The organism is Streptomyces sp. NPDC002181 (assembly GCF_042890485.1).
Classification (GTDB): domain Bacteria; phylum Actinomycetota; class Actinomycetes; order Streptomycetales; family Streptomycetaceae; genus Streptomyces.
The window spans coordinates 62,942-86,563 of sequence record NZ_JBIASC010000016.1; the positions used below are offsets into that span (position 1 = coordinate 62,942).

Sequence of the window (23,622 nt, forward strand, 5' to 3'; positions counted from 1 at the left end):
TACAGCACACGCGGGGACGCCGAGGCCGAAAATACGGTCCGTCCGGACGCATCCGCAGGGATACGCCGAGTGAACCGCCGACGGCGGCGTACCGGTGACTGGCCCGCCGCGCACTGCCTCCCATCCGGACTTTCACCGTCGGTCCAGGAATTTCACCTGGTCAACCGGCCGCTGGCTGCGGACGGGTCGCGGACTATACCGCCGGTTCGGAATTACACCGACCCCGGAGTGCGCTGCTTACTGGTACTGCTGCCATTTTGCCACGGTCGATCGTCGGCCACGCGGGCGAGGTGCTGTGGCCTGGGTCACAAGGGGGCGCCGGCGCGGGAATCCGTCACGTCGGACCGTCATTGGTCCAGACCTATTGACGGGGTGGTCTAGTCCTCTTAACGTTCCCTTCATCTTCCCCGGGAGACAGCCCGTCAGATGTGCGCACGTCACGGGCCAACACGCACCACGTTTCCGCCTGTTGTGTCCTTTGTGTCTGCCATCCTCCCCTCCCCAGGAGGCACCATGCCGTCCCCCACACGTATGAGAGCGATGCTCCTGGCATCCGGCGCGGCGATCGCCGGACTGCTACTACCCGCAGTATCGACGGCCTTTTCGCACGCCGCCTGGGGGTCCCCCCAGACGGAGTCTGGGGGAGAGAGCTGTCGCCCCGACGGGCTGTACAAGACGGCTGGCGTCGACGTCCCCTACTGCTCGGTCTACGACTCCGAGGGCCGCGAGAAGATGGGCGCCGACCACCAGCGCCGCGTCATCGGCTACTTCACCGGCTGGCGGACGGGCAAGGACGGCACCCCCGCCTACCTCGCCAACAACGTCCCGTGGTCCAAGGTCACCCACCTGAACTACGCCTTCGCCCACGTCGGCTCCGACAACAAGATCTCGGTCGGCGCCGACAGCGCGAACAACGCCGCCACCGGGATGACCTGGCCGGGCGTGGCGGGCGCCGAGATGGACCCGGCCCTCCCGTACAAGGGCCACTTCAACCTGCTGAACAAATCCAAGAAGCAGTACCCGAACGTCAAGACGCTGATCTCGGTCGGCGGCTGGGCCGAGACCGGCGGCTACTTCGGCGACGACGGCAACCGCGTCGCGTCCGGCGGCTTCTACTCGATGGCCACCAACGCCGACGGCTCGGTCAACCAGGCCGGCATCGACACCTTCGCGGACTCCTCCGTCGCGTTCATCCGCACGTACGGTTTCAACGGCGTCGACATCGACTACGAGTACCCGACCACCATGAAGGACGCCGGCAACCCGCTGGACTGGCAGCTCTCCAACGCCCGCCGGGCCGGCCTCGTCCAGGGCTACGCCGCGCTGATGAAGTCGCTGCGCGAGAAGCTCGACCGCGCGGGAGCCGCCGACGGCAAGCACTACCTGCTCTCCGTCGCCGCCCCCTCCTCCGGCTACCTGCTGCGGGGCATGGAGACGTTCCAGATGCAGAAGTACCTGGACTACGTCAACATCATGTCCTACGACCTGCACGGGGCCTGGAACGAGTACGTCGGCCCGAACGCCTCGCTCTTCGACGACGGCAAGGACGGCGAGCTGGCCGCCGCGGGCGTCTACTCCACTTCCCAGTACGGCGGCATCGGCTACCTGAACTCCGACTGGGCCTACCACTACTTCCGCGGCTCCATGCCGGCGGGCCGCATCAACATGGGCCTGCCGTACTACACCCGCGGCTTCAAGAACGTGCAGGGCGGCACGGACGGCCTGTGGGGCAAGGCCCCCGCGACCACCTGCCCGGCCGGCGCGGGGCTGACCAAGTGCGGTGACGGCGCGGTCGGCATCGACAACCTGTGGCACGACCTGGACACCAACGGGGTCGAGTCCCCGGCGGGCTCCAACCCGATGTGGCACGCCAAGAACCTGGAGAAGGGCGTCGTCGGCGACTACGTCACCAAGTACGGCTTCCCCGCGAACACCACGCTGACCGGCACCTACGCCCGCAAGTACGACTCCACGCTGGTGGCGCCGTGGCTGTGGAACGCCCAGAAGAAGGTCTTCCTGTCGACGGAGGACGAGCAGTCCGTCGCCGCCAAGGCCGACTACGTGGTGGACAAGGGCATCGGCGGCACCATGGTCTGGGAGCTGGCGGGCGACTACGGGTACAACGCCGCCAAGGGCCAGTACGAGATGGGCGACACGCTCACCTCGCTGATGTACGAGAAGTTCAAGTCGGCCGCGCCGTACGGCGCGAAGAAGGCGGGCGCGACCGCCCCGCCGGCCCAGGCCGTGGACATCAAGACGGAGTTCGGCGAGTTCAAGCTGGGCGACTCCAACTACCCGATCACCCCGAAGCTCAAGATCACCAACAATACGAAGACCACCCTGCCCGGCGGCACCGAGTTCCAGTTCGACTACGGGACCTCGGCCCCGAACAACGCCTCCGACCAGTCCGGTTTCGGCACCAAGGTGGTCTCCACCGGGCACAGCGGCACCAACGTCGGCGGTCTGAAGGGCGACTTCCAGCGGGTCTCGCTGAAGCTCCCCGCCTGGCAGACCCTGGCCCCCGGCGCCTCGGTGGACCTGGCGTTCAACTACTACCTGCCGGTCTCCACGCCCTCCAACTGGACAGTGAACATCTCCGGCACCACGTACGCCCTCGCCGGTGACCTGGCGCGCGGTACGGCGCTCGTCGAGCCGGGGGGCCCGACGATCCCGCCGACCACGCCGCCCACCACCCCGCCCACGACCCCGCCGACCACTCCCCCGACCACGCCTCCCACCACCCCGCCGGGCGGGACCTGCACGAACCCGGCGTACGTCGCGGGCAGCGTGTACACGGGCGGCCAGGTCGTCTCGCACAAGGGCCACAACTGGAAGGCCCAGTGGTGGACGCAGAACGAGGAGCCCGGCACCACCGGCGACTGGGGCGTCTGGAAGGACCAGGGCGCCTGCTGACGCCGGGCGCGTACGTCCCGTAGGCGAACGGACGTGAGGACCCGGTGGCCCGGCGGCCACCGGGTCCCTCGCACGTGCGGGCGCGGGGCCCTCGTAGGCTGCTGCCGTGATCACACCGGGCCCCGCGCCGCTCGCGGACTTCGAGGAGCACCGGCCGCGGATGTTCGGGATCGCCTACCGCATGCTCGGCTCGGCCGCCGAGGCCGAGGACACCGTCCAGGACGCCTGGCTGCGGTGGAGCTCCGCCGGGCGCCAGGACGTCGAGCACCCCGGGGCCTGGCTCGCCAAGACCGTCACGCGCCTGTGCCTGAACCGCCTGACCTCGGCGCGGGCCCGGCGTGAGGAGTACGCCGGCCCCTGGCTCCCGGAGCCGGTCCTCACCGGGGACGGTGCGCTCGGCCCGCTGGAGTCGGCCGAACAGCGGGACGGCGTCTCCATCGCCCTGCTGGTGCTGCTGGAGCGGCTGACGCCGGTGGAGCGGGCGGTGTACGTGCTGCGCGAGGCCTTCGCCTACGGCCACCGGGAGATCGCCGCCCTGCTCGACCTGACCGAGGCCCACTGCCGGCAGCTCTACCGGCGGGCGGCTGTCAGGGTGGAGACGGCACGGGCCGAGGCCGAACGAACCGGGGCCGGGCGGGCCGAGGCGCCCTCGCGCCCGCGTTTCGAGCCGGATCCGGCGCAGTGGCAGAGCCTGGTGGAGACCTTCATGGCGGCGGCCCGCGAGGGGGACCTGGCCCGGCTGGAGTCCTTGCTGAGCGCCGACGTGCGGTACGTGGCGGACGGCGGCGGGATCGTGTCCGCGGCCCGGCGGCCGGTCCTGGGCCGGCAGAAGGTGGCGCGGTTCCTGGCGGGGGCGCTGCGCAAGTACGGGGCCGGTCTGCCGGTCTCGCTCGCGGAGGTCAACGGCGAGCCCGCGCTGCTGTTCGGCGGGGCGGGGGTCCTGCAGGTGGAGTTCGAGGACGGGCTGGTCCGCGGGGTGCGGAGCATGGTCAATCCGGAGAAGCTGGAATTCCTTCAGCGGCAGCTGTCACATTCCCCGGGGCTGTCCGGTCGTAGCCGGTGAACGGAACCCTTCAGGGAAGGAACGGACACCATGAGCACGATTCTCGTCACCGGAGGCACAGGAAACCTCGGCGGGCCGGTCGTCACCCGGCTGCGCGCGGCGGGCCACGACGTACGGGTTCTGAGCCGCCGCGCGAAGGACTACCCCGTCGATCTGCGGGACGGCAGCGGGCTGGACGCGGCGATGGCCGGCGTTGAGGTGGTCGTGCACTGCGCGAGCACCCCGCGCGGCGGTGACGACGTGGCCGCCGGGCACCTGATCGAGGCGGCCCGGCGGGCCGGGACGGTCACGAACATCGTCTACATCTCGATCGTCGGGGTGGACGTGGTCCCCTTCGGCTACTACACGGTGAAGTACCAGGTCGAGCGGATGCTGGAGGCCTCGGGGCTGGGCGTGACGATCCTGCGCACCACCCAGTTCCACGACCTGGTGGCGATGCTGATGGACGCGCTGGTGAAGGTGCCGGCGGTGCCGGTGCCGCTGCCGAAGGGGGTCCGGGTGCAGCCGGTCTCCGTGGAGGAGGTCGCGGACCGGATGGCGGAACTGGCCGTACCGGCCCCGGCCGGCCGGGTCACGGACATGGGCGGCCCGGAGATCCACACGCTGGTGGAGCTGGGCCGGGCGTACCTGGCGGCGGCGGGGAGCCGGCGCAGGGTGTTCGCGCTGCCGCTGGCGGGCAAGGCGTACGCGGCCTTCCGCCGGGGCGGCAACCTGGCCCCGTCCCACGCCTCGGGCAAGGGCACGTTCGCTCAGTTCCTGGCGGCCCGGGCCGCGAAGGCGCCGGCGGCCGGAGGGTGATCGTTTCGGTGGTGTCCATGCCGGAGGGCACCGTGCGGCGCGCTGCCGTGTCCGAGGCCCGTGAGCGCCTCGCGGAGTCCCGTTTCCTGTTCGTGGACGCGGAACTCCCCGAGGAGGCACCGTCCGGGGAGCAGCCGGTCGCCCACCTGCTCGGCCTGGAGGCCGAGGGCCTGTCGTGGCTCGGCCGGGAGCGGGAAACGACCCGCGCCGAGTTCCTCGGTGACGCCGCCGTGTTCGTCGTCCCCGCCTTCGAGGGGGGCCAGGTGGTCCACCTGCACGTCGTGGCCACCGAGCGGTACCTGCTCACGGTGCACCGGGGGCCGGCGGGGCTGGTGGAGAGCTTCATCGCCCGTCTTCCGCACGAACGGCCCCCCGACGCCGTGGCGATGCTGTTCCTGCTGCTGGGCGAGGCGCTGGAGACCTACCGGCGCTCCGCCGTCCAGGCCCTGCTGGAAGTGGAGGACCTGGAGGACGAGATGTTCCGGCAGCGCGAACCCGAGCAGCTCTACAGTCTGGCGCGGCTGCGCCGGACCTCGGCGCTCCTGCACCACACGCTCCTCCCCTACCACCAGGCGGCGGAGGAGGCCATCACCCGCCGGGTGCTGAACCGGAACTTCCCGGAGGAGCGCCAGCGGATCGCCCGCGAGTACCAGCGCCTGTCGAGGCTGGTGCTGACGGACATCGAGGCGCTCCAGGATGCGGCCCGGCGGGGCTTCAGCACCTACTCCTCGCTGGTGTCCGGCGAGCAGAACGGGGTGATCAACCGGCTGGCGATCGTGTCCACGATCTTCCTGCCGCTGACCTTCCTGACGGGGTTCTTCGGCATGAACTTCGCCTACCTGACGGACGAGCTGGAGAGCAGGTCCATCTTCTGGGTGCTCGCCGTGGGCCTCCAGGTGGTCTTCCTGGCCGGCGCGCTCTACGTGCTGCACCGCACCCGTATCTGGCGCCGGCTCCACGACGACGAGGGCATCGAGGACGAGTAGGCCGCCGGTCCGCCCTGCGGCTCGGTCCGGGCCGGCCTCCGGGGCCGTTGCGGCTCGGTCCGGGCCGGCGCGGTCAGGGCGCGAAGAGGTCCGCCTGGGCGGCTTCGCGGGCGGCCAGCCGGGCTCCCGTCAGGACCGCCGAATCACCGAGGGCGGTCGCCCGGACCTCCATCGGGACGGGGGTCAGCGCCGTCAGGCGGCGGGCCACCGCCGAGGCGAGGGCGGCGCCGCCCGCGTGGCCCAGTCCCCCCGCCAGGACCAGGCAGCCCGGGTCCAGGACCGCTGCGACGGCGGCCGCGCCCAGCGCCAGTCGCTGCGCCAGGGCGTCGAGGAAGGGCTCGCCCGCCGCGCCCGACACCGCCTCCTCCACCGGCCCCGTCCACCCGTGATCCGCCGCCAGCGCCGCCACCGCGTCCCGGCCCACCAGCGCGTGGAACCCGCCCTCGCAGTCCGTGGCCGAGGGCAGCCGCCCCGTGCCCGGCACCGGCAGGAAGCCGATCTCTCCGGCCCCGCCGGAGGCGCCGCGGCGCAGCCGGCCGTCGAGGACCACCGCCGCGCCCACGCCCGCGCCCAGCCACAGCAGGACGAAGGACTCCAGGTCCCGCGCCACGCCGACCCGCTGTTCGGCGAGGGCCGCCAGGTTCGTCTCGTTCTCCACGGCCACCGCGGCCGGCAGCCGCTGCTGGAGGGCCGCCACCAGGTCCCGGTGCCAGGCGGGCAGTCCGACGGTGCTGCGCAGTTCCCCCGCCTCGGCCACCAGCCCCGGCGCGCCGACCACCACCGTGTGCAGCCGGTCCGCGCCGGCCTCCCGTCCCAGCGCCTCCAGCAGGTCCACCGCCTCGTCCACGGCGTCCACGGGGAGCGCGGCCTGGGCCAGCGGGCGGCCCAGCAGGTCGGTGACCACCGCCGTCGCGCTGTCCGTCCGTACGTCCAGGGCCGCCAGGTACGCGCGGCGGGCGACGATCCCGTACACCCGGGCATTGGGTCCGCGCCGCTGTTCGCCCGACTCCCCCACCACCTCGATCAGCCCGGCGCCGGAGAGCCGTTCCACGAGATCGGCGACCGAGGGGCGGGACAGGCCGGTCATCGCCTTGAGCTGAGTGGCGGTCAGCGGCCCCTCCTCCTGGAGGAGTCGCAGGGCGAGCCGGTCGTTGATGGCCCGTGCCGTGCTCGGCGACGCGGGCGAGGGGGCGGCGGCGGTCAGGGCCTTGGCAGGAGTCACAGCGCCCATCTTAGGTAGCTCCACCACACTAACTATCAGGCAGGGTCCCTGATAGTTTAATCCCATGACAGGGGAAACAGACCTCAGCCCGGCGCGCCTGCGCCATGCCCGCATCGCCATCGCCGCCGTCTTCTGCACCCACGGGGCCGTCACCGGCTCCTTCGCCACCCGCATCCCCTGGATCCAGGACCACGCCCAGCTCGGCTCGGGCACCCTGGGCCTCGCCCTCGCCTTCCCCGCGCTGGGCGCGGCGGTCGCGATGCCGCTGGCCGGCCGGATCAACCACCGCTTCGGGGCCCGCGCCGCGCTGCGCTGGCTGCTGGTGCTGTGGACCCTGTCCCTGATCCTGCCGAGCCTCGCCCCGAACCTGGCCACCCTGTGCTTCGCCCTGTTCTTCTACGGAGCCAGCGCCGGGATGGCGGACGTGGCGATGAACGCGCTGGGCGTGGAGACCGAGAACCGGCTCGGCCGCTCGATCATGTCCTCCCTGCACGGCATGTGGAGCGTGGGCGCGCTGATCGGCTCGGCGGCGGGCACCCTCGCCGCCCACGCCGGGGCCGATGCCCGGCTGCACCACTTGATCGCCGCGCTCGCGCTGACCGCGGCCGGGCTGGCCGCCGTGGGAGGGGTGCTGGACCTGCGCAGCGCCCCGGACGCCGAGGCGCCGCCGCACTTCGCGCTGCCGCCGAAGTCGGCGCTGCTGATCGGCGCGATCGGGTTCTGCGCGGTCTTCGCGGAGGGCGCGAGCATGGACTGGTCCGCGGTCTACCTGCGCGACGTACTGGACACGGACGCCGGCCTCGCGGCCGCCTGCACCACCGCGTTCGCGCTCACGATGGCGCTCGCCCGGCTCGTCGGGGACCGGGTGGTGGACCGGTTCGGGGCGGTGCGCACGGTCCGGGCGAGCGGGGTACTGGCCACCGCGGGCGGGGTGCTCGTGGTGGCGGCCGGGAATCCGGCCGTGGCGATCGCGGGCTTCGGGCTGATCGGGCTCGGCATCGCGGTGGTGGTCCCGCTGGCCTTCGCGGCCGCCGCGCGCAGCGGGCCGGCCCCGGCCCAGGCCATCGCGGGCGTGGCGACGATCACGTACACCTCGGGGCTGGTCGCGCCGTCGGCGATCGGCGCGGTGGCGGACGCGACCTCGCTCGTGGTGTCCTTCGGGCTGGTCACGCTGCTCGCGTTCGCGCTGGTCCTGGGGGCGGCCGTGCTGCGGCAGAAGCCGGTGGCGGCAGGGGCGGCGCCGGTGGGCAGGGACGAACCAGCAGCTGTCCGGCCGTAACATTGCGCAGGCTGCTCTGCGGCCCGGATGCCTGATCGGTTCGACGGGAGTGGTGGACACATGGGCCTCGGCGTGGGCTGGACCCTGCACGGAGACGGGCGGACCCCCGCCCCCGGTGCGGTGGTACGGCCGGACGAGCGGCTGTCGTGGCCGCGGACCGCCGGGCTCGGCGCCCAGCACGTCGTGGCGATGTTCGGGGCGAGTTTCGTCGCGCCCGTCCTCATGGGCCTGGACCCGAACCTGGCCATCATGATGTCGGGTGTCGCGACGGCCATCTTCCTGCTGGCCACGCGCGGGCGGGTGCCCTCGTACCTGGGCTGCTCCCTCTCCTTCGTGGGCGTCGCCGCCGCGATCCGGGCGAGCGGCGGGGACAGCGCGGTCGTCACGGGCGCGGTGTTCACGGTCGGCGCGGCACTGTTCCTGGCGGGGCTCGCCGTGCGGCGCTTCGGGGCGCGGATCATCCACGCCGCGATGCCGCCGGTGGTGACGGGCGCGGTGGTGATGCTGATCGGCTTCAACCTGGCGCCGGTGACGGCCTCGACGTACTGGCCGCAGGACCAGTGGACGGCGCTGCTGACCATGCTGTTCACGGGGGCGGCCGTGGTCTGCCTGCGCGGCTTCTGGTCGCGGATCGCGATCTTCCTCGGGCTGCTCTTCGGGTACGGGATCTCCTGGCTCTTCGACCTGCTCTTCGGCAAGATCCACTCGACGGTGGGCGGGGAGGCGGCCGTCGACCACTGGCGGCTGGACCTCTCGGCCGTCGGCACGGCGGACTGGTTCGGCCTGCCGTCCTTCCACGCACCGCAGTTCGAGTGGTCGGCGATCCTCATCGCCCTGCCGGTGGTGATCGCGCTGATCGCCGAGAACGCCGGTCACATCAAGGCCGTCGGCGAGATGACCGGAGATCCGCTCGACGACGAGCTCGGCACGGCGATCGCGGCCGACGGCGCCGCGTCGATGCTGTCCACGGCGGTGGGCGGTCCGCCGAACACCACCTACTCCGAGAACATCGGCGTGATGGCGGCCACCCGCGTCTACTCGACGGCGGCCTACTGGGCGGCTGCCGGCTTCGCGCTGCTCTTCGGCCTGTGCCCCAAGTTCGGCGCGGTCGTCGCCGCGATCCCCGGCGGGGTGCTGGGCGGGATCACCGTGATCCTGTACGGGATGATCGGCCTGCTCGGCGCGCAGATCTGGATCAACGGCGGGGTGGACCTGCGCAATCCGCTGAACCTGGTGCCGGCCGCGGCGGGCATCATCATCGGCATCGGCGGGGTGAAGCTGCGGTTCACGGACAGCTTCGAGCTGGGCGGCATCGCGCTCGGCACGATCGTGGTGATCACGGGCTACCACGCGCTGCGGTACTTCGCACCGGCGCACCTCAAGCAGCGGGAACCGCTGCTCGACGCGGGCACGTCGGCGTACGACGCGGGTGACGGGGGCGGCGCGAACGGCGGGGACGAGGGCGGGGCCGGCCGGGCCGGCCGCCCCTGACCGAGCCGGCGAACGGCCCCCGTTCGCCCGAACCGGCGAAGCACACGGCCAAGTCACCCGGATCCGCGCCGACGGCTGCCACGCTGCCACCCATGGAAGCGGTACTCGCGCGGATGCGCGCCCTGGACGAGCGGCTCCCCGCGCAGGACGGCGTCGCCGTCTTCAACCGGGTGTACCTGACGGTGACGGAGACGCTGCACGCGCGCATCTCCCACGGGGAGTTCCCGGCGCCGCGGCGGGCTCAGGCGCTCAGCGTGCGGTTCGCGGAGCGGTACCTGACGGCCGTGGAGGCGGACCGGGCCCCGGCGTGCTGGCGCCCGCTGCTCCAGTACCGCCGGCACCCCGGCGTCCGGCCGCTCCAGCACGCGCTGGCCGGGATCAACGCGCACATCGGGCACGACCTGGCGCTGGCCGTGGTGGCCACCTGCCGGGCCCTGGACTGCGAACCGCGCGCCTTGGAGGCGGATTTCGACCGGGTCGGAGACACCCTGGTCTCCCTGGAGGAGCACATCCGGGAGGACCTGATGCCGGGCCCGGACCTGCTGGAGGTCGCGGACCCGCTGACCCACCTGCTCGGCTCCTGGAGCCTGGAGCGCGCCCGCGGCGCCGCCTGGTCGGCGGCCCGCCTGCTGTGGACGCTGCGCCGCTCCCCCGAACTGGCCGAGGAGTTCACGGACTCCCTGGACGCGGGAGTGGGCCTGGTCGGCCGCTGCCTCCTGACCCCGCGCAGCTGAAAACGGGCCGCCGCCGCGCTCGTGGCGCGGGGGCGGCCCGTGGTCATGGGCGGAGGGACCGGGTGGGTCAGTCCTCCGGGAGTTCGACCGGGGCTATCTCGTCGTAGACGTCGCCCGGGCCGGGGTTGGTGGAGTCCGTGGTGCCGCCGAGGTGGTGCATGACGCCCCAGACCGCGTTCAGCGCCGTCTGGACCGCGCCTTCGGCCCAGCCCGCGGTCCAGGAGATGTCGTCGCCCGCGAGGAAGATGCCGCGCTTGTCCTCGGGGAGGCGGTCCTGCATGAAGTGGGTGAACAGGCGCCGCTGGTAACGGTAGTGGCCCGGCAGGTTGGCCTTGAACGCGCCCATGAAGTAGGGCTCGTTCTCCCAGGACACGGTCACCGGGTTGCCGATGATGTGACGGCGGATGTCGACCTTGGGGTAGATCTCGCCGAGGGACTTCAGCATGACCTCCATCCGCTCGTTCGCGGACAGCGGCAGCCACTTCAGGCTGTCGTCGCACCAGGTGTACGAGAGGCAGATGGTGGCCGGCTGGTCCGGGCCGTTGTCCAGGAGGTACGTACCGCGCGTCATGCGGTCCGTCAGGGTCATCGACATGACGTCGCGGCCGGTCTCCTCGTCCTTGTCCAGCCAGAACGGCCGGTCGACGGGGATGAAGAGCTTGGACGACTCCATGTAGTGGGTGCGCTCGATCGCCGTCCAGTGGTCGATCGGGAACAGCGTGTCGTCGCACGCGATCTTCGACAGGAGCATCCAGGACTGCGCCGTGAAGATCGCGGCACGGTACGTACGGATGTCGCCGTCGGCGTCGGTGACCGTGATGCGGTTGCCGGCGGTGCGGTGCAGGCGGGTCACCGCCGGACGCGGCGCGCCCTCGTGCAGGGAGGACAGCGAGGTGCCCTGCGCCCAGTGCACGATCTTCTCGGGCTCGCGCTCCCACAGGCGCAGCGGCAGCTGCTGCGAGCCGCCGACGATGCCGCGGTGGTGGTCGTCCGCCTCGGTGTAGACGACGCGCAGGATCTCCAGGATGGAGTTCGGGAAGTCGGTGTCCCAGCCGCCCGTGCCGAAGCCGACCTGGCCGAAGATCTCGCGCTTGCGGAAGGACTGGAAGGCCTCGGACTTGCAGAGGAAGCCGTAGAAGGTCTCGTCGTCGAGCTTCTCGACGAGCTTGGCCCAGATCTCGCGGATGCGCGGGACGTCCCGCTCGCGCATCGCCTGGTTCATGTCGGAGAAGTCGGCGCCCTCGTCGAGGCAGGCGTTCCACGCGGCCGACACGTCGCGGTAGACCTGCGGGAGGTCGGCGATGGTCTCGGCGTAGTGGGTCTCGCCCTTGAGGTCCACGACCGTCGAGGGGGTGGCCTCGGCGAGCGGGTTCGGGAAGGGCTCGGTGACCAGGCCCACGAGGTCGATGTAGTGCTGGAGCGCGGTGGAGGAGGGCGGGAAGCGCATGGCGCCCATCTCCGCCGTCAGGCCCTCGGTGCCGGCGCCCTCGAAGCCGACGGTGCGCAGGCGGCCGCCGATCTGGTCCGCCTCGTAGACGACGGGCTTGAGGCCCATCTTCATCAGCTCGTAGGCGGAGATGATGCCGGACAGCCCGCCGCCGATGACCGCGACCTCGGTGCCGAACTCGGTCGCCGGGATCTGGCCCAGGCCCGCGGGGTGGGCCAGGAAGTCGTCGTACGCGTACGGGAAGTCCGGGCCGAACATGGTGATCGGCGGCTGTCCGTCGCTGTGCGGGACGGCGGTGGTGGGCACCGTGGACGTCATGGGGTACGGCTCCTTGCGGGGGTGGGGCAGGGGGAGGGCGCCGGCGGGGGCGTGGGCCGGGCCGGGGCTCAGACGAGGGAGGCGTAGAGCCCGGGGCGGCGGTCGCGCAGATAGGGGTTGGTCTCGCGCGACGCGCGCAGCAGCTCGGGATCGGCCTCGCCGATCACCAGCTCCTCGCCGCGCCCGGCCCGGGTGCGGGTCACCCCGTCGGGGCTCGCCAGGCAGCTGAGTCCGACGAACTCGAACTCGCCTTCCGGACCGGTGCGGTTGACGTACGCGATGTACATCTGGTTCTCGAAGGCCCGTACGGGGACGAGCTGTTCGGCCACGAACTGGAACGGGTGCATCTGCGCGGTCGGCACCAGGAGGAGGTCGGTGCCGGCCAGGGCGTGCGCCCGGACGTTCTCGGGGAACTCCACGTCGTAGCAGATCATGATGCCGACGCGGAGGCCGTTCAGGTCCGCCTGGACGACGGGGGTGTCGCCGGGGGTGAAGGCGTCCTGCTCGAAGCAGCCGAAGAGGTGGGTCTTGCGGTAGTTCGCGAGCCGGGCCCCGTCGGGGCCGATGAGCTGCGCCGCGTTGTACACGGTGTCGCCGTCGCGCTCGGGGTAGCCGTACAGGACGGCCACGCCGTGGCGGCGGGCGATCTCGCCGATGGCGCGGGCCGACATGCCGTCGGCGGCCTCGGCGAGGGCGGCGACGTCCTCGATCTCCAGCGCGTAGCCGGTCAGGAACATCTCCGAGGTCACGAGGAGCCCGGCGCCCGCCCGAGCGGCGCGCTGCGCGGCCTCGTCGAGCGCCTTCAGGTTCTCGGCGGTGTCGCCGAGCCGTCCGGAGCTCTGGAGGAGGGCGGTGCGCAGCGGGGGCATGGGCGTACCTCTGTGGCAGGAGGGGAGTGGGTCCTATTGAAGGTACGTTCACCCGTTCGACGCCGACAAGCCATGACTGTTGCGCTCGGAGCATCGATTCGTTGCGTGTTTCGCGGCATGGGCGAAGATTCGTTGCGCGGAGGCGTTCGGCGCGCTCGGGGCATAAACGCGGCCCGGGCGGACGCTGACCCTCTTGAGCGTCGTCACCGGCAGAAGGAGTCTCCCACCCCATGGCGTCCGACATCGACACGGCCACCCCGCTCCACGTACTCGACAATCCGGTCTGGGCCGCGCTGACCGGCCCGAGCAGCGCCCTCGCCGAGACCGGGCCCCGCGGGCTGGCGGCCCGGTACGCCGCCGACATCTCGCCGTTCGTGGCGCTCGCGGATCCGGAGGACCCCGGGTCCTGGGCGGATCTGGCCGCGCTGGCCGGCCCGGGCACGACGGTCTGGATCACCGGCCTGCCGACCCCGCCCCCGGGGTGGACGACGGAGAACGCGATCCCGGGCGTGCAGCTGGACGGCGGGGCGGTACGGGCCGAGACCGCGCCCGAGGCGGTCCTGCTGGGGCCCGCCGACGTGCCGGAGATGCTGGAGCTGGTAGGCCTGACGAAGCCGGGGCCGTTCGCCCGGCGCACGGTCGAGCTGGGCACGTACCTCGGGATCCGGCACGAGGGCCGGCTCGTCGCGATGGCGGGGGAACGGATGCGCCCGCCCGGCTGGTCGGAGATCAGCGCCGTCTGCACGCACCCGGACCACCGGGGCAGGGGGCTCGCGGGCCGCCTGATCCGGGCGGTGGCCGCCGGGATCCGGGAGCGGGGCGACCGCCCGTTCCTGCACGCGGCCGCGGACAACGCGGGCGCCATCGCCCTCTACGAGTCGATGGGCTTCACGCTGCGCCGCCGCCCGGTGTTCATGGGGGTCCGCACCCCGGACGCGACGGCCTGACGCCGGAGTTGGCGGGGCCGGGTCGGGCCGGCAGGTTTCACGGGGCGCGCAGCGGTCACACGCGGGGAATCCCATGGAAACGAAAGGACCGAGAGGACCTGCGATGAACGACGTCTCACGCCTGCCCGGTGCCGCCGGCCATCACTGGCAGTGGCAGCTGCGTGCCGCCTGCCGGAATCTGGGACCGGGCCGCTTCTATCATCCGGCCGGTGAGCGGGGTGAGGACCGGGAGGACCGCGACGAGGCCGCGAAGCGGGTCTGCGCGGTCTGCCCGGTGCGCACCGCGTGCCTGGAGCACGCGCTGCGGACCCGGGAGCCGTTCGGCGTGTGGGGCGGGCTGACGGAAGAGGAACGCCGGGCCATGACGGGCCCGGCGCACGCCACGGCCTCGCGGAGGACGGCGTAGGGGTGTCCGCGACGGTGCGGACGCCTTATGCCGGGGCGCCCGAGGTGAAGCGGCGGAGCAGGGGGGAGAGGACCAGGACCGACTTGGTGCGCTCCACGAACGGCTCGCCCGCGATGCGTTCCAGCACCCGCTCGAAGTGCCGCATGTCGGAGGCGAAGATCTGGACGAGGGCGTCCGCGTCGCCGGTGACGGTCGACGCGGACACCACCTCGGGGTACCGCTCCAGCCCCCGCCGGATGTCGTCCGGCGAGGTGTTGTGGCGGCAGTAGATCTCGATGAAGCCCTCGGTCTCCCAGCCCATGGCGGCGGGGTCCACGCGGACGGTGAAGCCGGTGATGGCTCCCTCCGCCCGCAGCCGGTCCACGCGGCGCTTCACCGCGGGGGCCGAGAGTCCGACCTCGGAGCCGATGTCGGCGTAGGAGCGGCGGGCATCCTCGGCGAGGGCGTGCACGATGCGTTCGTCGAGATCGTTCAGTCGCACTGCGGGTGGATCACTTTTCTGCTGTGGCCACTTCTGCCGTGGCCAGTCGGGAGCGGCGGATGCCGTACAGGAAGTAGACCACGAGGCCGACGGCCATCCAGACACCGAAAGCGACCCACGTGGCGACCGGCAGGCTGTACATCATGTAGCCGCAGGCGAGGAAGCCCAGGATCGGCGTGACCGGGAACAGCGCCACCTTGAAGGTGCGCGGCATGTCGGGCTTGGTGCGACGCAGGATCACGACCGCGATGTTGACGAGGGCGAAGGCGAAGAGCGTGCCGATGCTGGTCGCGTTGGCCAGCTCACCCAGGGGGATGAACGCCGCGAGCGCGCCGCAGAAGAGGGAGACGATGACCACGTTGGCGCGCGGGGCGCCCGTCTTGGCGTCGACCTTGGCGAAGACCTTGGGGACGAGGCCGTCGCGGGACATCGCGAAGAGGATGCGGGTCTGTCCGTAGAGGACGGCGAAGACGACGGAGGCGATGGCGACGACGGCGCCGGCGGCGAGGACGACGCCCCAGAACTTGTCACCGGTGACGTTGGTCATGATCTGGGCCAGCGCGGCCTCGGTGCCCTCGAAGTCCTTCCAGGGCAGGGCGCCGACGGCGACGAAGGCGACGAGGCAGTACAGGACGGTGACGATGCCCAGCGAGAGCATGATCGCGCGGGGCAGGTCCTTCTTCGGGTTCTTGGCTTCCTCACCGGCGGTGGAGGCGGCGTCGAAGCCGATGTAGGAGAAGAAGAGCGTGGAGGCGGCGGCGCTGATGCCGGTGATGCCGAGCGGGGCCAGCGGGGCGTAGTTGCCGGACTTGATGCCCATGACGCCGATGCCGATGAAGAGCACCAGCGTGACGATCTTCACCACGACCATGATCGTGTTGATCCGCGCGCTCTCCTTGGCGCCGCGCATCAGGAAGACCATGGCGAGCAGGACCACGACCAGCGACGGCAGGTTGATCCAGCCCCCGTCACCCAGCGGGGCGGCGGAGAACTTCTCGGGGAGGGTGACACCTATGGTCCCGTCGAGCAGCTCGTTCAGGTACTGGCCCCAGCCGACGGCCACGGCCGAGACGGAGACGGCGTACTCCAGGACCAGGCACCAGCCGCAGATCCAGGCGATGAACTCGCCCATCGTCACGTACGAGTACGAGTACGAGGAGCCGGAGACCGGCACCGATCCGGCCAGCTCCGCGTAGGAGAGGGCCGAGAAGAGCGCGGTCAGGCCCGCGATGATGAAGGAGATCGTGACGGCCGGGCCGGCCTTGGGGGCCGCCTCGCCGAGGACGACGAAGATGCCGGTGCCCAGGGTGGCGCCGATGCTGATCATGGTCAGCTGCCACATGGTGAGCGAGCGGCGCAGGTTGCCGCCCTCGCCCTGGCCGCCCTCGGCGACCATCTGCTCGACCGGCTTGCGGCGCAGCAGAGGGTTCACGGGCTTGCGGGGCCCGGAGGTGAGCGGTGGCGCCTGGCCGGTTTCGAGCACGACGGGACTCCTTTGACACTGCGGATGGGGACTGAGGCGTCGACCGCAGCGGTCCGGGGCAGGACACAGACAAAGAGCCTGGGCATGGGGGACCGCCGAGCAGGCGGTCCGCGCCACTCCACGTACAGCGAGTGAGCCTACGAGCTGAGTGATACCGCCCGTAATGCACCATCCTTGCACATTGCCGCACGATCGTTGCGCGGATCTGTCCTGGATGGTCCTTTGTTGCGCACGGATGATCGATCAATGCGCAGGGTCCCCGAGCCCCCTTCGTTGACACCTCGTCAGATGTACCGCAGCATGCCGCCCGGACCGATGATCGGAGGCGCACCGTGAACGCAGTGAACGCCGCGAACGCCCTGAACACCACGAACGCGATCAACACCGTGAACGCCGACGGCGACGCCGGCGCCGACGGCCCGCGCTGGCTGGACCCGGGGCCGTTCCTGCGCGGGGTCGCCTGGCTCGACAAGGGCCGCCCGGTCCGGGCCGACCCGGAGGACACCATGCGGCTGCCCTGGGACACCGGGGAGCGGGCCACCCTCCCGATAGGGGTGCGTCTGGAGTTCACCGCCCGGGCGGCGCGGGCCGTGGAGATCCGCTACCGGGCGACCGTGCCCGGCCCCACCGACGCCCTGCGAGACCTCGCGCACGGCTTCGCCTTGTGGGACCGGCACGGAGTGGTCCGCGAGGTCTGGACGGAGCCGGCCGCCGAGGCCGTCGTACGGATCGAACTGCCCGGCGGGGCCGGACCGTTCACCCTCCACCCGCCGGAGGCGCAGTCCCCGCTGATCCTCGGCCTGCGCGGGATCGGCGGCACGGTGGCCCCGGCCCCGCCCGCCCCGCGCTGGGTGGTGCACGGCGATTCGATCACCGAGGGCTGGTGGTCGACCCGGCCCGCCCACGGCTGGCCCGCCGTCGCCGGGCGGGCGCTGGGCTGGGACACGGTCAACCTCGGGTACGCGGGCGCCGCCCGCGGGGAGCTCGCCACCGCCGAGCAGATCGCGGGCCTGCCCGCCGATGCCATCACCCTCGCGTTCGGCACCAACTGCTGGTCCCGCGTGCCCTTTTCGGTACCGCTGCTGTACGAGACCACCCGCGCCTTCCTCGACCTGGTCCGCCAGGGGCATCCGCGGACCCCGCTGCTGCTGGTCTCCCCCGTACTGCGCCCCGACGCCGAGCGCACCCCGAACCGGCTCGGCGCCACCCTGGGCGCCCTGCGCGACGCGATGGAGCGGGCGGTCCGCGACCGGATCGCCGCCGGGGACGACCGCCTCGCCCTGCTCCCGGGCCGCGACCTGCTGGGACCGGAGCACCTGGCGGACGGACTGCACCCCAACGACTCCGGACACCAGGTGCTGGGCCTTGCCGTGGTCACGGCTCTGCGGCGCTCCGGGTTCGGTCCCGGGTGAGTGAAACAGCCCACAGCAATCCACTTGAACGGATCGACCCCGACAGCGCGTGTCCTGAGCACAGTTGCCGACGCACCGGAAACGGGCGGCGGACACGGAGACAGACACCACACGTGGGAGAGATCAAGATGGGCATCAAGCGCGGAACCACCCTGGCCACCGTCGCCGTCGTCGTCGCCCTGACGGCGACCGCCTGCGGCGGGGACGATACGGCGGGCAACGCGAAGCCGGCCGGGGCCGCGGCCGTGGCTCCCGCCGCCGGTGCCGGCGACTACGGCTCCGACTACGGGGCGGGTGCCGCCGACGGCGCCGCGGGCGCCAAGGGCGCCGGACAGCTGGCGATCGCCCAGAACGAGCAGATCGGCGCCCTGCTCACCGACAGCGCCGGCATGACCCTCTACCGCTTCGACAAGGACACCGCCAAGCCGCCGAAGTCCAACTGCGACGGGGACTGCGCCAAGGCCTGGCCGGCCGTCGCCGCCGGTGACGCCACCGCCGCCGCGGGCATGGACGCCTCGCTGCTGGGCGAGGTCGTGCGCACCGACGGCAGCAAGCAGCTGACGGTCGGCGGCTGGCCGGTGTACCGCTACGGCAAGGACACCAAGGCGGGCGAGACCAACGGGCAGGGCGTCGGCGGCACCTGGTTCGCCCTGGCCGCCGACGGCAAGAAGGCCTCGAAGGCGGCCGCCGCTCCGGCCGGGGCGCCGGCCGGAGCGGGCGAGGCCACGGGTGCGCTGACCGTGGCCAAGGACCCCAAGCTGGGCGAGCACATCGTCGACGGCAACGGGATGACGGTCTACCGCTTCAAGAAGGACACCGCCTGGCCGATGGCCTCCAACTGCACCGGCGACTGCGTGGCCAAGTGGCCGGTGGTGCCCCCGGTGGACAAGGCCAACGCCAAGGGCATCGTGGAGAAGGGCTACTCGGTCCTGGACCGTCCCGACGGAAAGAAGCAGCAGGCCATCGACTGCTGGCCCGTCTACACCTTCACGGGTGACAAGAAGGCCGGTGACATCAACGGCCAGGGCGTCGGCGGCACCTGGTACGCGGTGTCCCCCGACGGCAAGCTGATCACCACCTCCTGATCCACCGCCCTCCTTCCCCGTCCCCCACTCACCCGCCCCTCCTCTCCCTCCTCCCCCTCACCCCCCACACATCCGGACCGCGCGGCCCCCTGCCTCCCCCTCTCCCCCCCTGGCAGGCGGGCCGCGCACCGTTCCGCCCCGGCGCGGTCATCCATACACTCCACCGCATGCTGCGCGTACTGGCCGTCGACGACGAGAAGCCGCTCCTTGAGGAGCTCCTCTACCTGCTGCGCTCCGACCCCCGGGTGCTCAGCGCCGAGGGCGCCTCGGACGCCACGGAGGCCCTGCGGCGGATAACCCGGGCCCTGGAGACCGGCCCCGAGGGCCCCGACGGCATCGACGTCGTCTTCCTCGACATCCACATGGCGGGCCTGACCGGCCTCGACATCGCCCGGCTGCTGGCCGGGTTCGCACGGCCGCCGCTGATCGTGTTCGTCACCGCCCACGAGGGGTTCGCCGTCCAGGCCTTCGACCTGAAGGCGGTGGACTACGTCCTCAAGCCCGTCCGCCCCGAGCGGCTGGCCGAGGCCGTCCGGCGGGCCTGCGCCCAGCTCGGCCGGTCCGCGGTACAAGCGCCCGAACCCGCGGGGGCGGCGGCCGGGGCCGCGGCCACGGGCGCCCCGTCCGGTCCGGCCGCCCTCGCCGGTCCCTCCGTCCCGGCGCAGCGCCGCCCGGCCCCGGAGGTGACCGTCGCCGACCGGACCGCGGACCAGATCGCGGTCGAACTGGGCGGCGTCACCCGGTTCGTGGCGATCGCCGACATCGCGTACGTCGAGGCCCAGGGCGACTACGCCCGGCTGCACACCGACGAGGGCAGCCATCTGGTCCGCATCCCGCTCTCCACGCTGGAGGAGCGCTGGGCGGCCCGCGGGTTCGTCCGCATCCACCGCCGCCACCTGGTGGCGCTGGGCCGCATCGACGAGCTCCGGCTGGACGCCGGCACCACCAGTGTCCGCGTCGGATCGGCCGAGCTCCAGGTCAGCCGGCGCCACGCCCGCCAGCTGCGCGATCTGCTGATGCGCCAGGCGACCGGATAGCGAAGGGGCGACCCGGCGTCGCCGGCGGACCGGTCGGCGAGCCGGCCGTCGGACCGGCCGTCGGACCGGCCGGCGGACCGGCCGGCGGACCCGTGGCAGGGCGGACCGCCGACCGTCCGGCGCGCGCGGGAACCGTTCGTCGCACCGGAGGTGACGTACGGCGCCCCGCCGCAGCCGTCGGTCGCAGGGCGGCCCCCTCCGCCCGCCGCCGGCCCGCCGCGGACCTATGGTGGAGCCGCCGGGAACGAGCGGGGGGTGCGTATGGCGGAGATCCAGGCGCTGCTCGACGCGCTGACCGCATTGCCCCGGACCCCGCCCGCCGGCCCCGCCGAGGCCGAGTCGCTGCTCGCGAGCCTGCGCAGCGCCGCCGCCCGCTGGGCCGAGGTCCTGTACGAGGCGAACGAGGGGGTCGGCCGGCAGCTCCCGCCCCGCGCCGAGGCGGCCCTGACCCTGGCCTTCCGCCGCGCCGAAGACTCCTACGTGGAACTGGAGATCGCGCTGCGCGACTGCGCCGAGCACCGCGACCCCGCGCTCTGACGCGCCTTTTCGGCCGGTGGGAGGGGTGGCGATCGGCCCGGTTCGCGTCTGTTGCCGGGTCCGGGGGCGTGCGTAGACTCCGGTACCCCCTCCCCCGGGCGATGAGGACCGAGCCGTGAACCAGACGTACGCGCTGACCGCGGTCACCGTCGTCGTCCTGGTAACGGTGCTGGTCGGAGCCCTGGGGCTGCGGATATCGCGGACCACCTCCGACTTCTACGTCGCCTCGCGGACGGTGGGCCCCCGGCTCAACGCGGCCGCGATCAGCGGGGAGTACCTCTCCGCGGCCTCCTTCCTCGGGGTGGCCGGACTGGTGATGCTCCAGGGGCCCGAGATGCTCTGGTACCCGGTCGGCTACACGGCGGGGTACCTGGTGCTGCTGGCGCTGGTGGCGGCGCCGCTGCGGCGCTCGGGGGCGTACACGCTGCCGGACTTCGCCGAGGCCCGGCTGGAGTCGCTGACGGTGCGCCGGGTCTCGGTGCTGTTCGTCGTCGGGGTGGGCTGGCTGTACCTGCTGCCGCAACTCCAGGGCGCCGGGCTGACCCTGGAGATCCTGACCGGCGCCCCGCACTGGGTGGGCGGGGTGGTCGTCGCGTTCGTGGTGATCGCGGCCGTCGCCGCCGGCGGGATGCGGAGCATCACGTTCGTCCAGGCCTTCCAGTACTGGCTGAAGCTCACCGCCCTGCTGGTGCCCGCCTTCTTCCTGCTCGCCGCGTGGGCCGGGGACGGAGCGCCGCGCGCCTCCTTCGACGCCCCCGCGGTCTTCCGCGAGCACACCGCCGTCACGCTGGCCGAGGACGTACGGCTCTCCCTCGACGAGCCGCTGGCGCTGAAGGTCACCGGTCGCGTCGACGGACGCGATCACACCGCCGCCGCGCTGACGCTGGAGCCGGGGGAGCACGCCGTACGGGGCGGGGCGCGGCTGGAGTTCGCCCCGCAGACCGTGGTCCCGCGGACCCGGGCGGCCTCCGGGGGCGACACCGCGCGCTGGTCGCAGGCGAGGGACGGGGGCCGGCCGGCGCTCGGCCTGTACGCGACGTACGGGCTGGTGCTGGCCACCTTCCTCGGCACGATGGGGCTGCCCCATGTGGCGGTGCGCTTCTACACGAGCCCGAACGGCCGCGACGCGCGGCGCACCACGCTGGTGGTGCTCGGTCTGCTCGGCTGCTTCTACCTGCTGCCACCTGTGTACGGGGTGCTGGGCCGGACCTACGCGCCGGAGCTCGCACTGACGGGGGACGCCGACGCGGCGGTGCTGGTGCTGCCGGCGCGGATGGTGGGCGGGGTACTCGGGGATCTGCTGGGGGCTCTGGTGGCCGGGGGCGCCTTCGCAGCGTTCCTGTCGACGGCTTCGGGGCTGACCATGGCGGTGGCCGGGGTGCTGCACCAGGACGTCCTGGCGGCGCGCGGGGTACGGACCTTCCGGGTGGCGGTGCTGGTGGCGGTGCTGGTGCCGCTGGGCGGGAGCGTGCTGCTGTCGGACGTGCCGGTGGCGGACGCGGTGGGGCTGGCCTTCGCGGTGTCGGCCTCGTCCTTCTGCCCGCTGCTGGTGCTGGGCATCTGGTGGCGCGGGCTGACCCCGCCGGGCGCGGTGGCGGGGCTGGTCACCGGGGGCGGGGCGGCGCTGGGCGCGGTGCTGGCGACCCGGGCGGGACTGCCGCCGGCGGGCTGGACGCACACGCTCATGGCATGGCCGGCGGCGTGGTCGGTGCCGCTGGGCTTCCTGACGATGGTGCTCGTATCGCTGGCGACCCGGTCGCGGATCCCGGCGGGCACGGCGGCGACCCTGGCCCGGCTGCACCTGCCGGAGAGCGTGACGGGGGCCGGCTCCGCTTCCGGCCCCGGCACCCGCGCGGGCGGTGCTCCGTGACCGGAGCACTGCTCACGGCGCTGGCCGTCGCCGGCGCGGCCCTGCTGCTGGGCCTGGGCTGGGCCGGCGGCCTCCGGCACGCCCGGCGCGGCGAGCGGGCGAGCGGCCCGGACCTGGGTTCCCCCGTGGAGCGGGCCACCTTCCACACCCTGCACACCGCCTCGCTGGCCGCTCCCCCGCTGCGCGCCGGGCTCACCGAGGACGCCGCCCGCAAGGCCGCCAGACGGCTGCGCTCGCTGCTGGGCACGGAGGCACTGTGCCTCACCGACCGCCAGTCCGTGCTGGCCTGGGACGGGCCGGGCGCCGACCACCACCAGCGGCGGGCGATGGCCCGGGTCGCCGTCATGCTGGACTCCGGCCGCAGCATGAGCGTGCGGACCGAGTGCACCCGCCCCGACTGCCCGCTGAAATGGGCGGTGTTCGCCCCGCTCACCGGCGAGGACGGGGTGCTCGGCGCCCTCGTGGCCTACGGTTCCCGGGAGTCCGCGGTGCTCGTGCGGGCCGCGACGGAGGTGGCCCGCTGGGTCTCCGTACAGCTGGAGCTCTCCGAGCTGGACCGCTCGCGCACCCGCCTGATGGAGGCGGAGATCAAGGCGCTGCGCGCGCAGATCTCCCCGCACTTCATCTTCAACTCCCTCGCCGCGATCGCCTCGTTCGTCCGCACCGATCCGGAACGGGCCCGGGACCTGCTGCTGGAGTTCGCCGACTTCACGCGCTACTCCTTCCGCCGGCACGGCGAGTTCACCACGCTGGCCGAGGAGCTGCGCTCCATCGAGCAGTACCTGGCCCTGGCCGGCGCCCGGTTCGGGGACCGGCTGAAGGTGACGCTCCAGGTGGCCCCCGAGGTGCTGCCGGTGGCGCTGCCGTTCCTGTGCCTCCAGCCGCTGGTGGAGAACGCCGTCAAGCACGGGCTGGAGGACTCCACCGAGGAGTGCCTGATCACGATCGCCGCCCGGGACGCGGGCGCGGAGGCGCTGATCACCATCGAGGACAACGGGGTCGGCATGGATCCGGCCGTGCTGCGCCGGATCCTGGCCGGCGAGCGGGGCGGTTCCTCGTCGGGCATCGGGCTGACGAACGTGGACGAGCGGATCCGCCAGGTGTACGGGGACGCCTACGGCCCGGTGATCGAGACGGGTGTCGGCGCGGGCATGAAGATCTCCCTGCGCATTCCCAAGTACCGTGCGGGCGTGCATAGTTCATGGCCCGGTCAGCAGCCGCCCCGGTACTGACCACGCCCCGGC

The 23,622-nt window shown here is 72.6% G+C and carries 20 protein-coding genes and 1 riboswitch; of the genes, 15 read left to right on the forward strand and 5 right to left on the reverse strand.

Annotated features, from left to right (window positions below; all coding sequences use genetic code 11):
- Positions 1-106 precede the first annotated feature (106 nt).
- A riboswitch (FMN riboswitch) is annotated at positions 107-236 on the reverse strand.
- A gap of 277 nt (positions 237-513) precedes the next feature.
- The 4 genes from ACFYXV_RS30480 (at position 514) to ACFYXV_RS30495 (ending at position 5,760) form a co-directional block, all read left to right on the forward strand.
- Positions 514-2,913: a chitinase C-terminal domain-containing protein gene (locus ACFYXV_RS30480; protein ID WP_389384622.1), complete on the forward strand. Its 2,400-nt coding sequence runs from the start codon at positions 514-516 to the stop codon at positions 2,911-2,913.
- 106 nt (positions 2,914-3,019) lie between these two features.
- Positions 3,020-3,976 (forward strand): RNA polymerase sigma factor SigJ, encoded by a 957-nt coding sequence (gene sigJ / locus ACFYXV_RS30485; protein ID WP_385471165.1) that lies wholly within the window; start codon positions 3,020-3,022, stop codon positions 3,974-3,976.
- Between the two features lie 30 nt (positions 3,977-4,006).
- Positions 4,007-4,774, forward strand: a complete 768-nt coding sequence (locus ACFYXV_RS30490) for an SDR family oxidoreductase (RefSeq protein ID WP_389384623.1) — start codon at positions 4,007-4,009, stop codon at positions 4,772-4,774.
- A gap of 17 nt (positions 4,775-4,791) precedes the next feature.
- Entirely contained in the window at positions 4,792-5,760 is a 969-nt protein-coding gene (locus ACFYXV_RS30495; RefSeq protein ID WP_385471233.1) for a CorA family divalent cation transporter, read from the forward strand.
- 73 nt (positions 5,761-5,833) lie between these two features.
- Here ACFYXV_RS30495 and ACFYXV_RS30500 read toward each other — a convergent pair whose 3' ends face one another.
- The gene (locus ACFYXV_RS30500) at positions 5,834-6,991 is read right to left on the reverse strand and encodes an ROK family transcriptional regulator (RefSeq protein ID WP_385471161.1); all 1,158 of its coding nucleotides are present in this window, start codon (positions 6,989-6,991) and stop codon (positions 5,834-5,836) included.
- Between the two features lie 55 nt (positions 6,992-7,046).
- Here ACFYXV_RS30500 and ACFYXV_RS30505 point away from each other — a divergent pair, with 55 nt between their 5' ends.
- The 3 genes from ACFYXV_RS30505 to ACFYXV_RS30515 all read left to right on the forward strand — a co-directional run bounded on the left by ACFYXV_RS30505 (position 7,047) and on the right by ACFYXV_RS30515 (position 10,486).
- The gene (locus tag ACFYXV_RS30505) at positions 7,047-8,261 is read left to right on the forward strand and encodes an MFS transporter (protein ID WP_389384624.1); all 1,215 of its coding nucleotides are present in this window, start codon (positions 7,047-7,049) and stop codon (positions 8,259-8,261) included.
- Between the two features lie 60 nt (positions 8,262-8,321).
- Positions 8,322-9,752, forward strand: a complete 1,431-nt coding sequence (locus ACFYXV_RS30510) for a uracil-xanthine permease family protein (protein ID WP_389384625.1) — start codon at positions 8,322-8,324, stop codon at positions 9,750-9,752.
- A 92-nt stretch (positions 9,753-9,844) separates the two neighbouring features.
- Positions 9,845-10,486: a DUF5995 family protein gene (locus ACFYXV_RS30515; protein WP_383347660.1), complete on the forward strand. Its 642-nt coding sequence runs from the start codon at positions 9,845-9,847 to the stop codon at positions 10,484-10,486.
- Positions 10,487-10,553: 67 nt separating this feature from the next.
- On the opposite strand, the gene ACFYXV_RS30520 is transcribed toward ACFYXV_RS30515, so the two are convergent.
- Positions 10,554-12,251: a flavin monoamine oxidase family protein gene (locus ACFYXV_RS30520; RefSeq protein ID WP_385471154.1), complete on the reverse strand. Its 1,698-nt coding sequence runs from the start codon at positions 12,249-12,251 to the stop codon at positions 10,554-10,556.
- Between the two features lie 68 nt (positions 12,252-12,319).
- Positions 12,320-13,120: a carbon-nitrogen hydrolase family protein gene (locus ACFYXV_RS30525; protein ID WP_383347655.1), complete on the reverse strand. Its 801-nt coding sequence runs from the start codon at positions 13,118-13,120 to the stop codon at positions 12,320-12,322.
- Between the two features lie 230 nt (positions 13,121-13,350).
- Between ACFYXV_RS30525 and ACFYXV_RS30530 the strand changes: the two genes are divergently transcribed.
- Positions 13,351-14,067, forward strand: coding sequence for a GNAT family N-acetyltransferase (locus ACFYXV_RS30530; protein ID WP_389384626.1), 717 nt, complete (start codon positions 13,351-13,353; stop codon positions 14,065-14,067).
- 103 nt (positions 14,068-14,170) lie between these two features.
- Positions 14,171-14,473: a WhiB family transcriptional regulator gene (locus ACFYXV_RS30535; RefSeq protein ID WP_385471149.1), complete on the forward strand. Its 303-nt coding sequence runs from the start codon at positions 14,171-14,173 to the stop codon at positions 14,471-14,473.
- 25 nt (positions 14,474-14,498) lie between these two features.
- On the opposite strand, the gene ACFYXV_RS30540 is transcribed toward ACFYXV_RS30535, so the two are convergent.
- Positions 14,499-14,954, reverse strand: coding sequence for an Lrp/AsnC family transcriptional regulator (locus ACFYXV_RS30540; RefSeq protein ID WP_030027017.1), 456 nt, complete (start codon positions 14,952-14,954; stop codon positions 14,499-14,501).
- 10 nt (positions 14,955-14,964) lie between these two features.
- On the reverse strand, positions 14,965-16,437 hold the full coding sequence (locus tag ACFYXV_RS30545) for an amino acid transporter (protein WP_385471147.1): 1,473 nt from the start codon (positions 16,435-16,437) through the stop codon (positions 14,965-14,967).
- A 386-nt stretch (positions 16,438-16,823) separates the two neighbouring features.
- On the opposite strand from ACFYXV_RS30545, the gene ACFYXV_RS30550 reads away from it, so the two are divergent.
- The 6 genes from ACFYXV_RS30550 (at position 16,824) to ACFYXV_RS30575 (ending at position 23,610) form a co-directional block, all read left to right on the forward strand.
- The gene (locus ACFYXV_RS30550) at positions 16,824-17,849 is read left to right on the forward strand and encodes a GDSL-type esterase/lipase family protein (protein WP_389384649.1); all 1,026 of its coding nucleotides are present in this window, start codon (positions 16,824-16,826) and stop codon (positions 17,847-17,849) included.
- Between the two features lie 128 nt (positions 17,850-17,977).
- A complete protein-coding gene (locus tag ACFYXV_RS30555) occupies positions 17,978-18,934 on the forward strand; it encodes an SCO0930 family lipoprotein (protein ID WP_389384650.1) in 957 nt (318 codons plus the stop codon).
- Positions 18,935-19,101: 167 nt separating this feature from the next.
- Positions 19,102-19,971: a LytR/AlgR family response regulator transcription factor gene (locus ACFYXV_RS30560; protein WP_385471145.1), complete on the forward strand. Its 870-nt coding sequence runs from the start codon at positions 19,102-19,104 to the stop codon at positions 19,969-19,971.
- A 261-nt stretch (positions 19,972-20,232) separates the two neighbouring features.
- Positions 20,233-20,508 (forward strand): hypothetical protein, encoded by a 276-nt coding sequence (locus ACFYXV_RS30565; protein WP_048477902.1) that lies wholly within the window; start codon positions 20,233-20,235, stop codon positions 20,506-20,508.
- 115 nt (positions 20,509-20,623) lie between these two features.
- A complete protein-coding gene (locus ACFYXV_RS30570; RefSeq protein ID WP_389384627.1) occupies positions 20,624-22,378 on the forward strand; it encodes a cation acetate symporter in 1,755 nt (584 codons plus the stop codon).
- Positions 22,375-23,610, forward strand: a complete 1,236-nt coding sequence (locus ACFYXV_RS30575; protein ID WP_389384628.1) for a sensor histidine kinase — start codon at positions 22,375-22,377, stop codon at positions 23,608-23,610. Before ACFYXV_RS30570 ends, ACFYXV_RS30575 begins: the two co-directional genes overlap by 4 nt.
- The last annotated feature ends 12 nt before the right edge of the window (positions 23,611-23,622 follow it).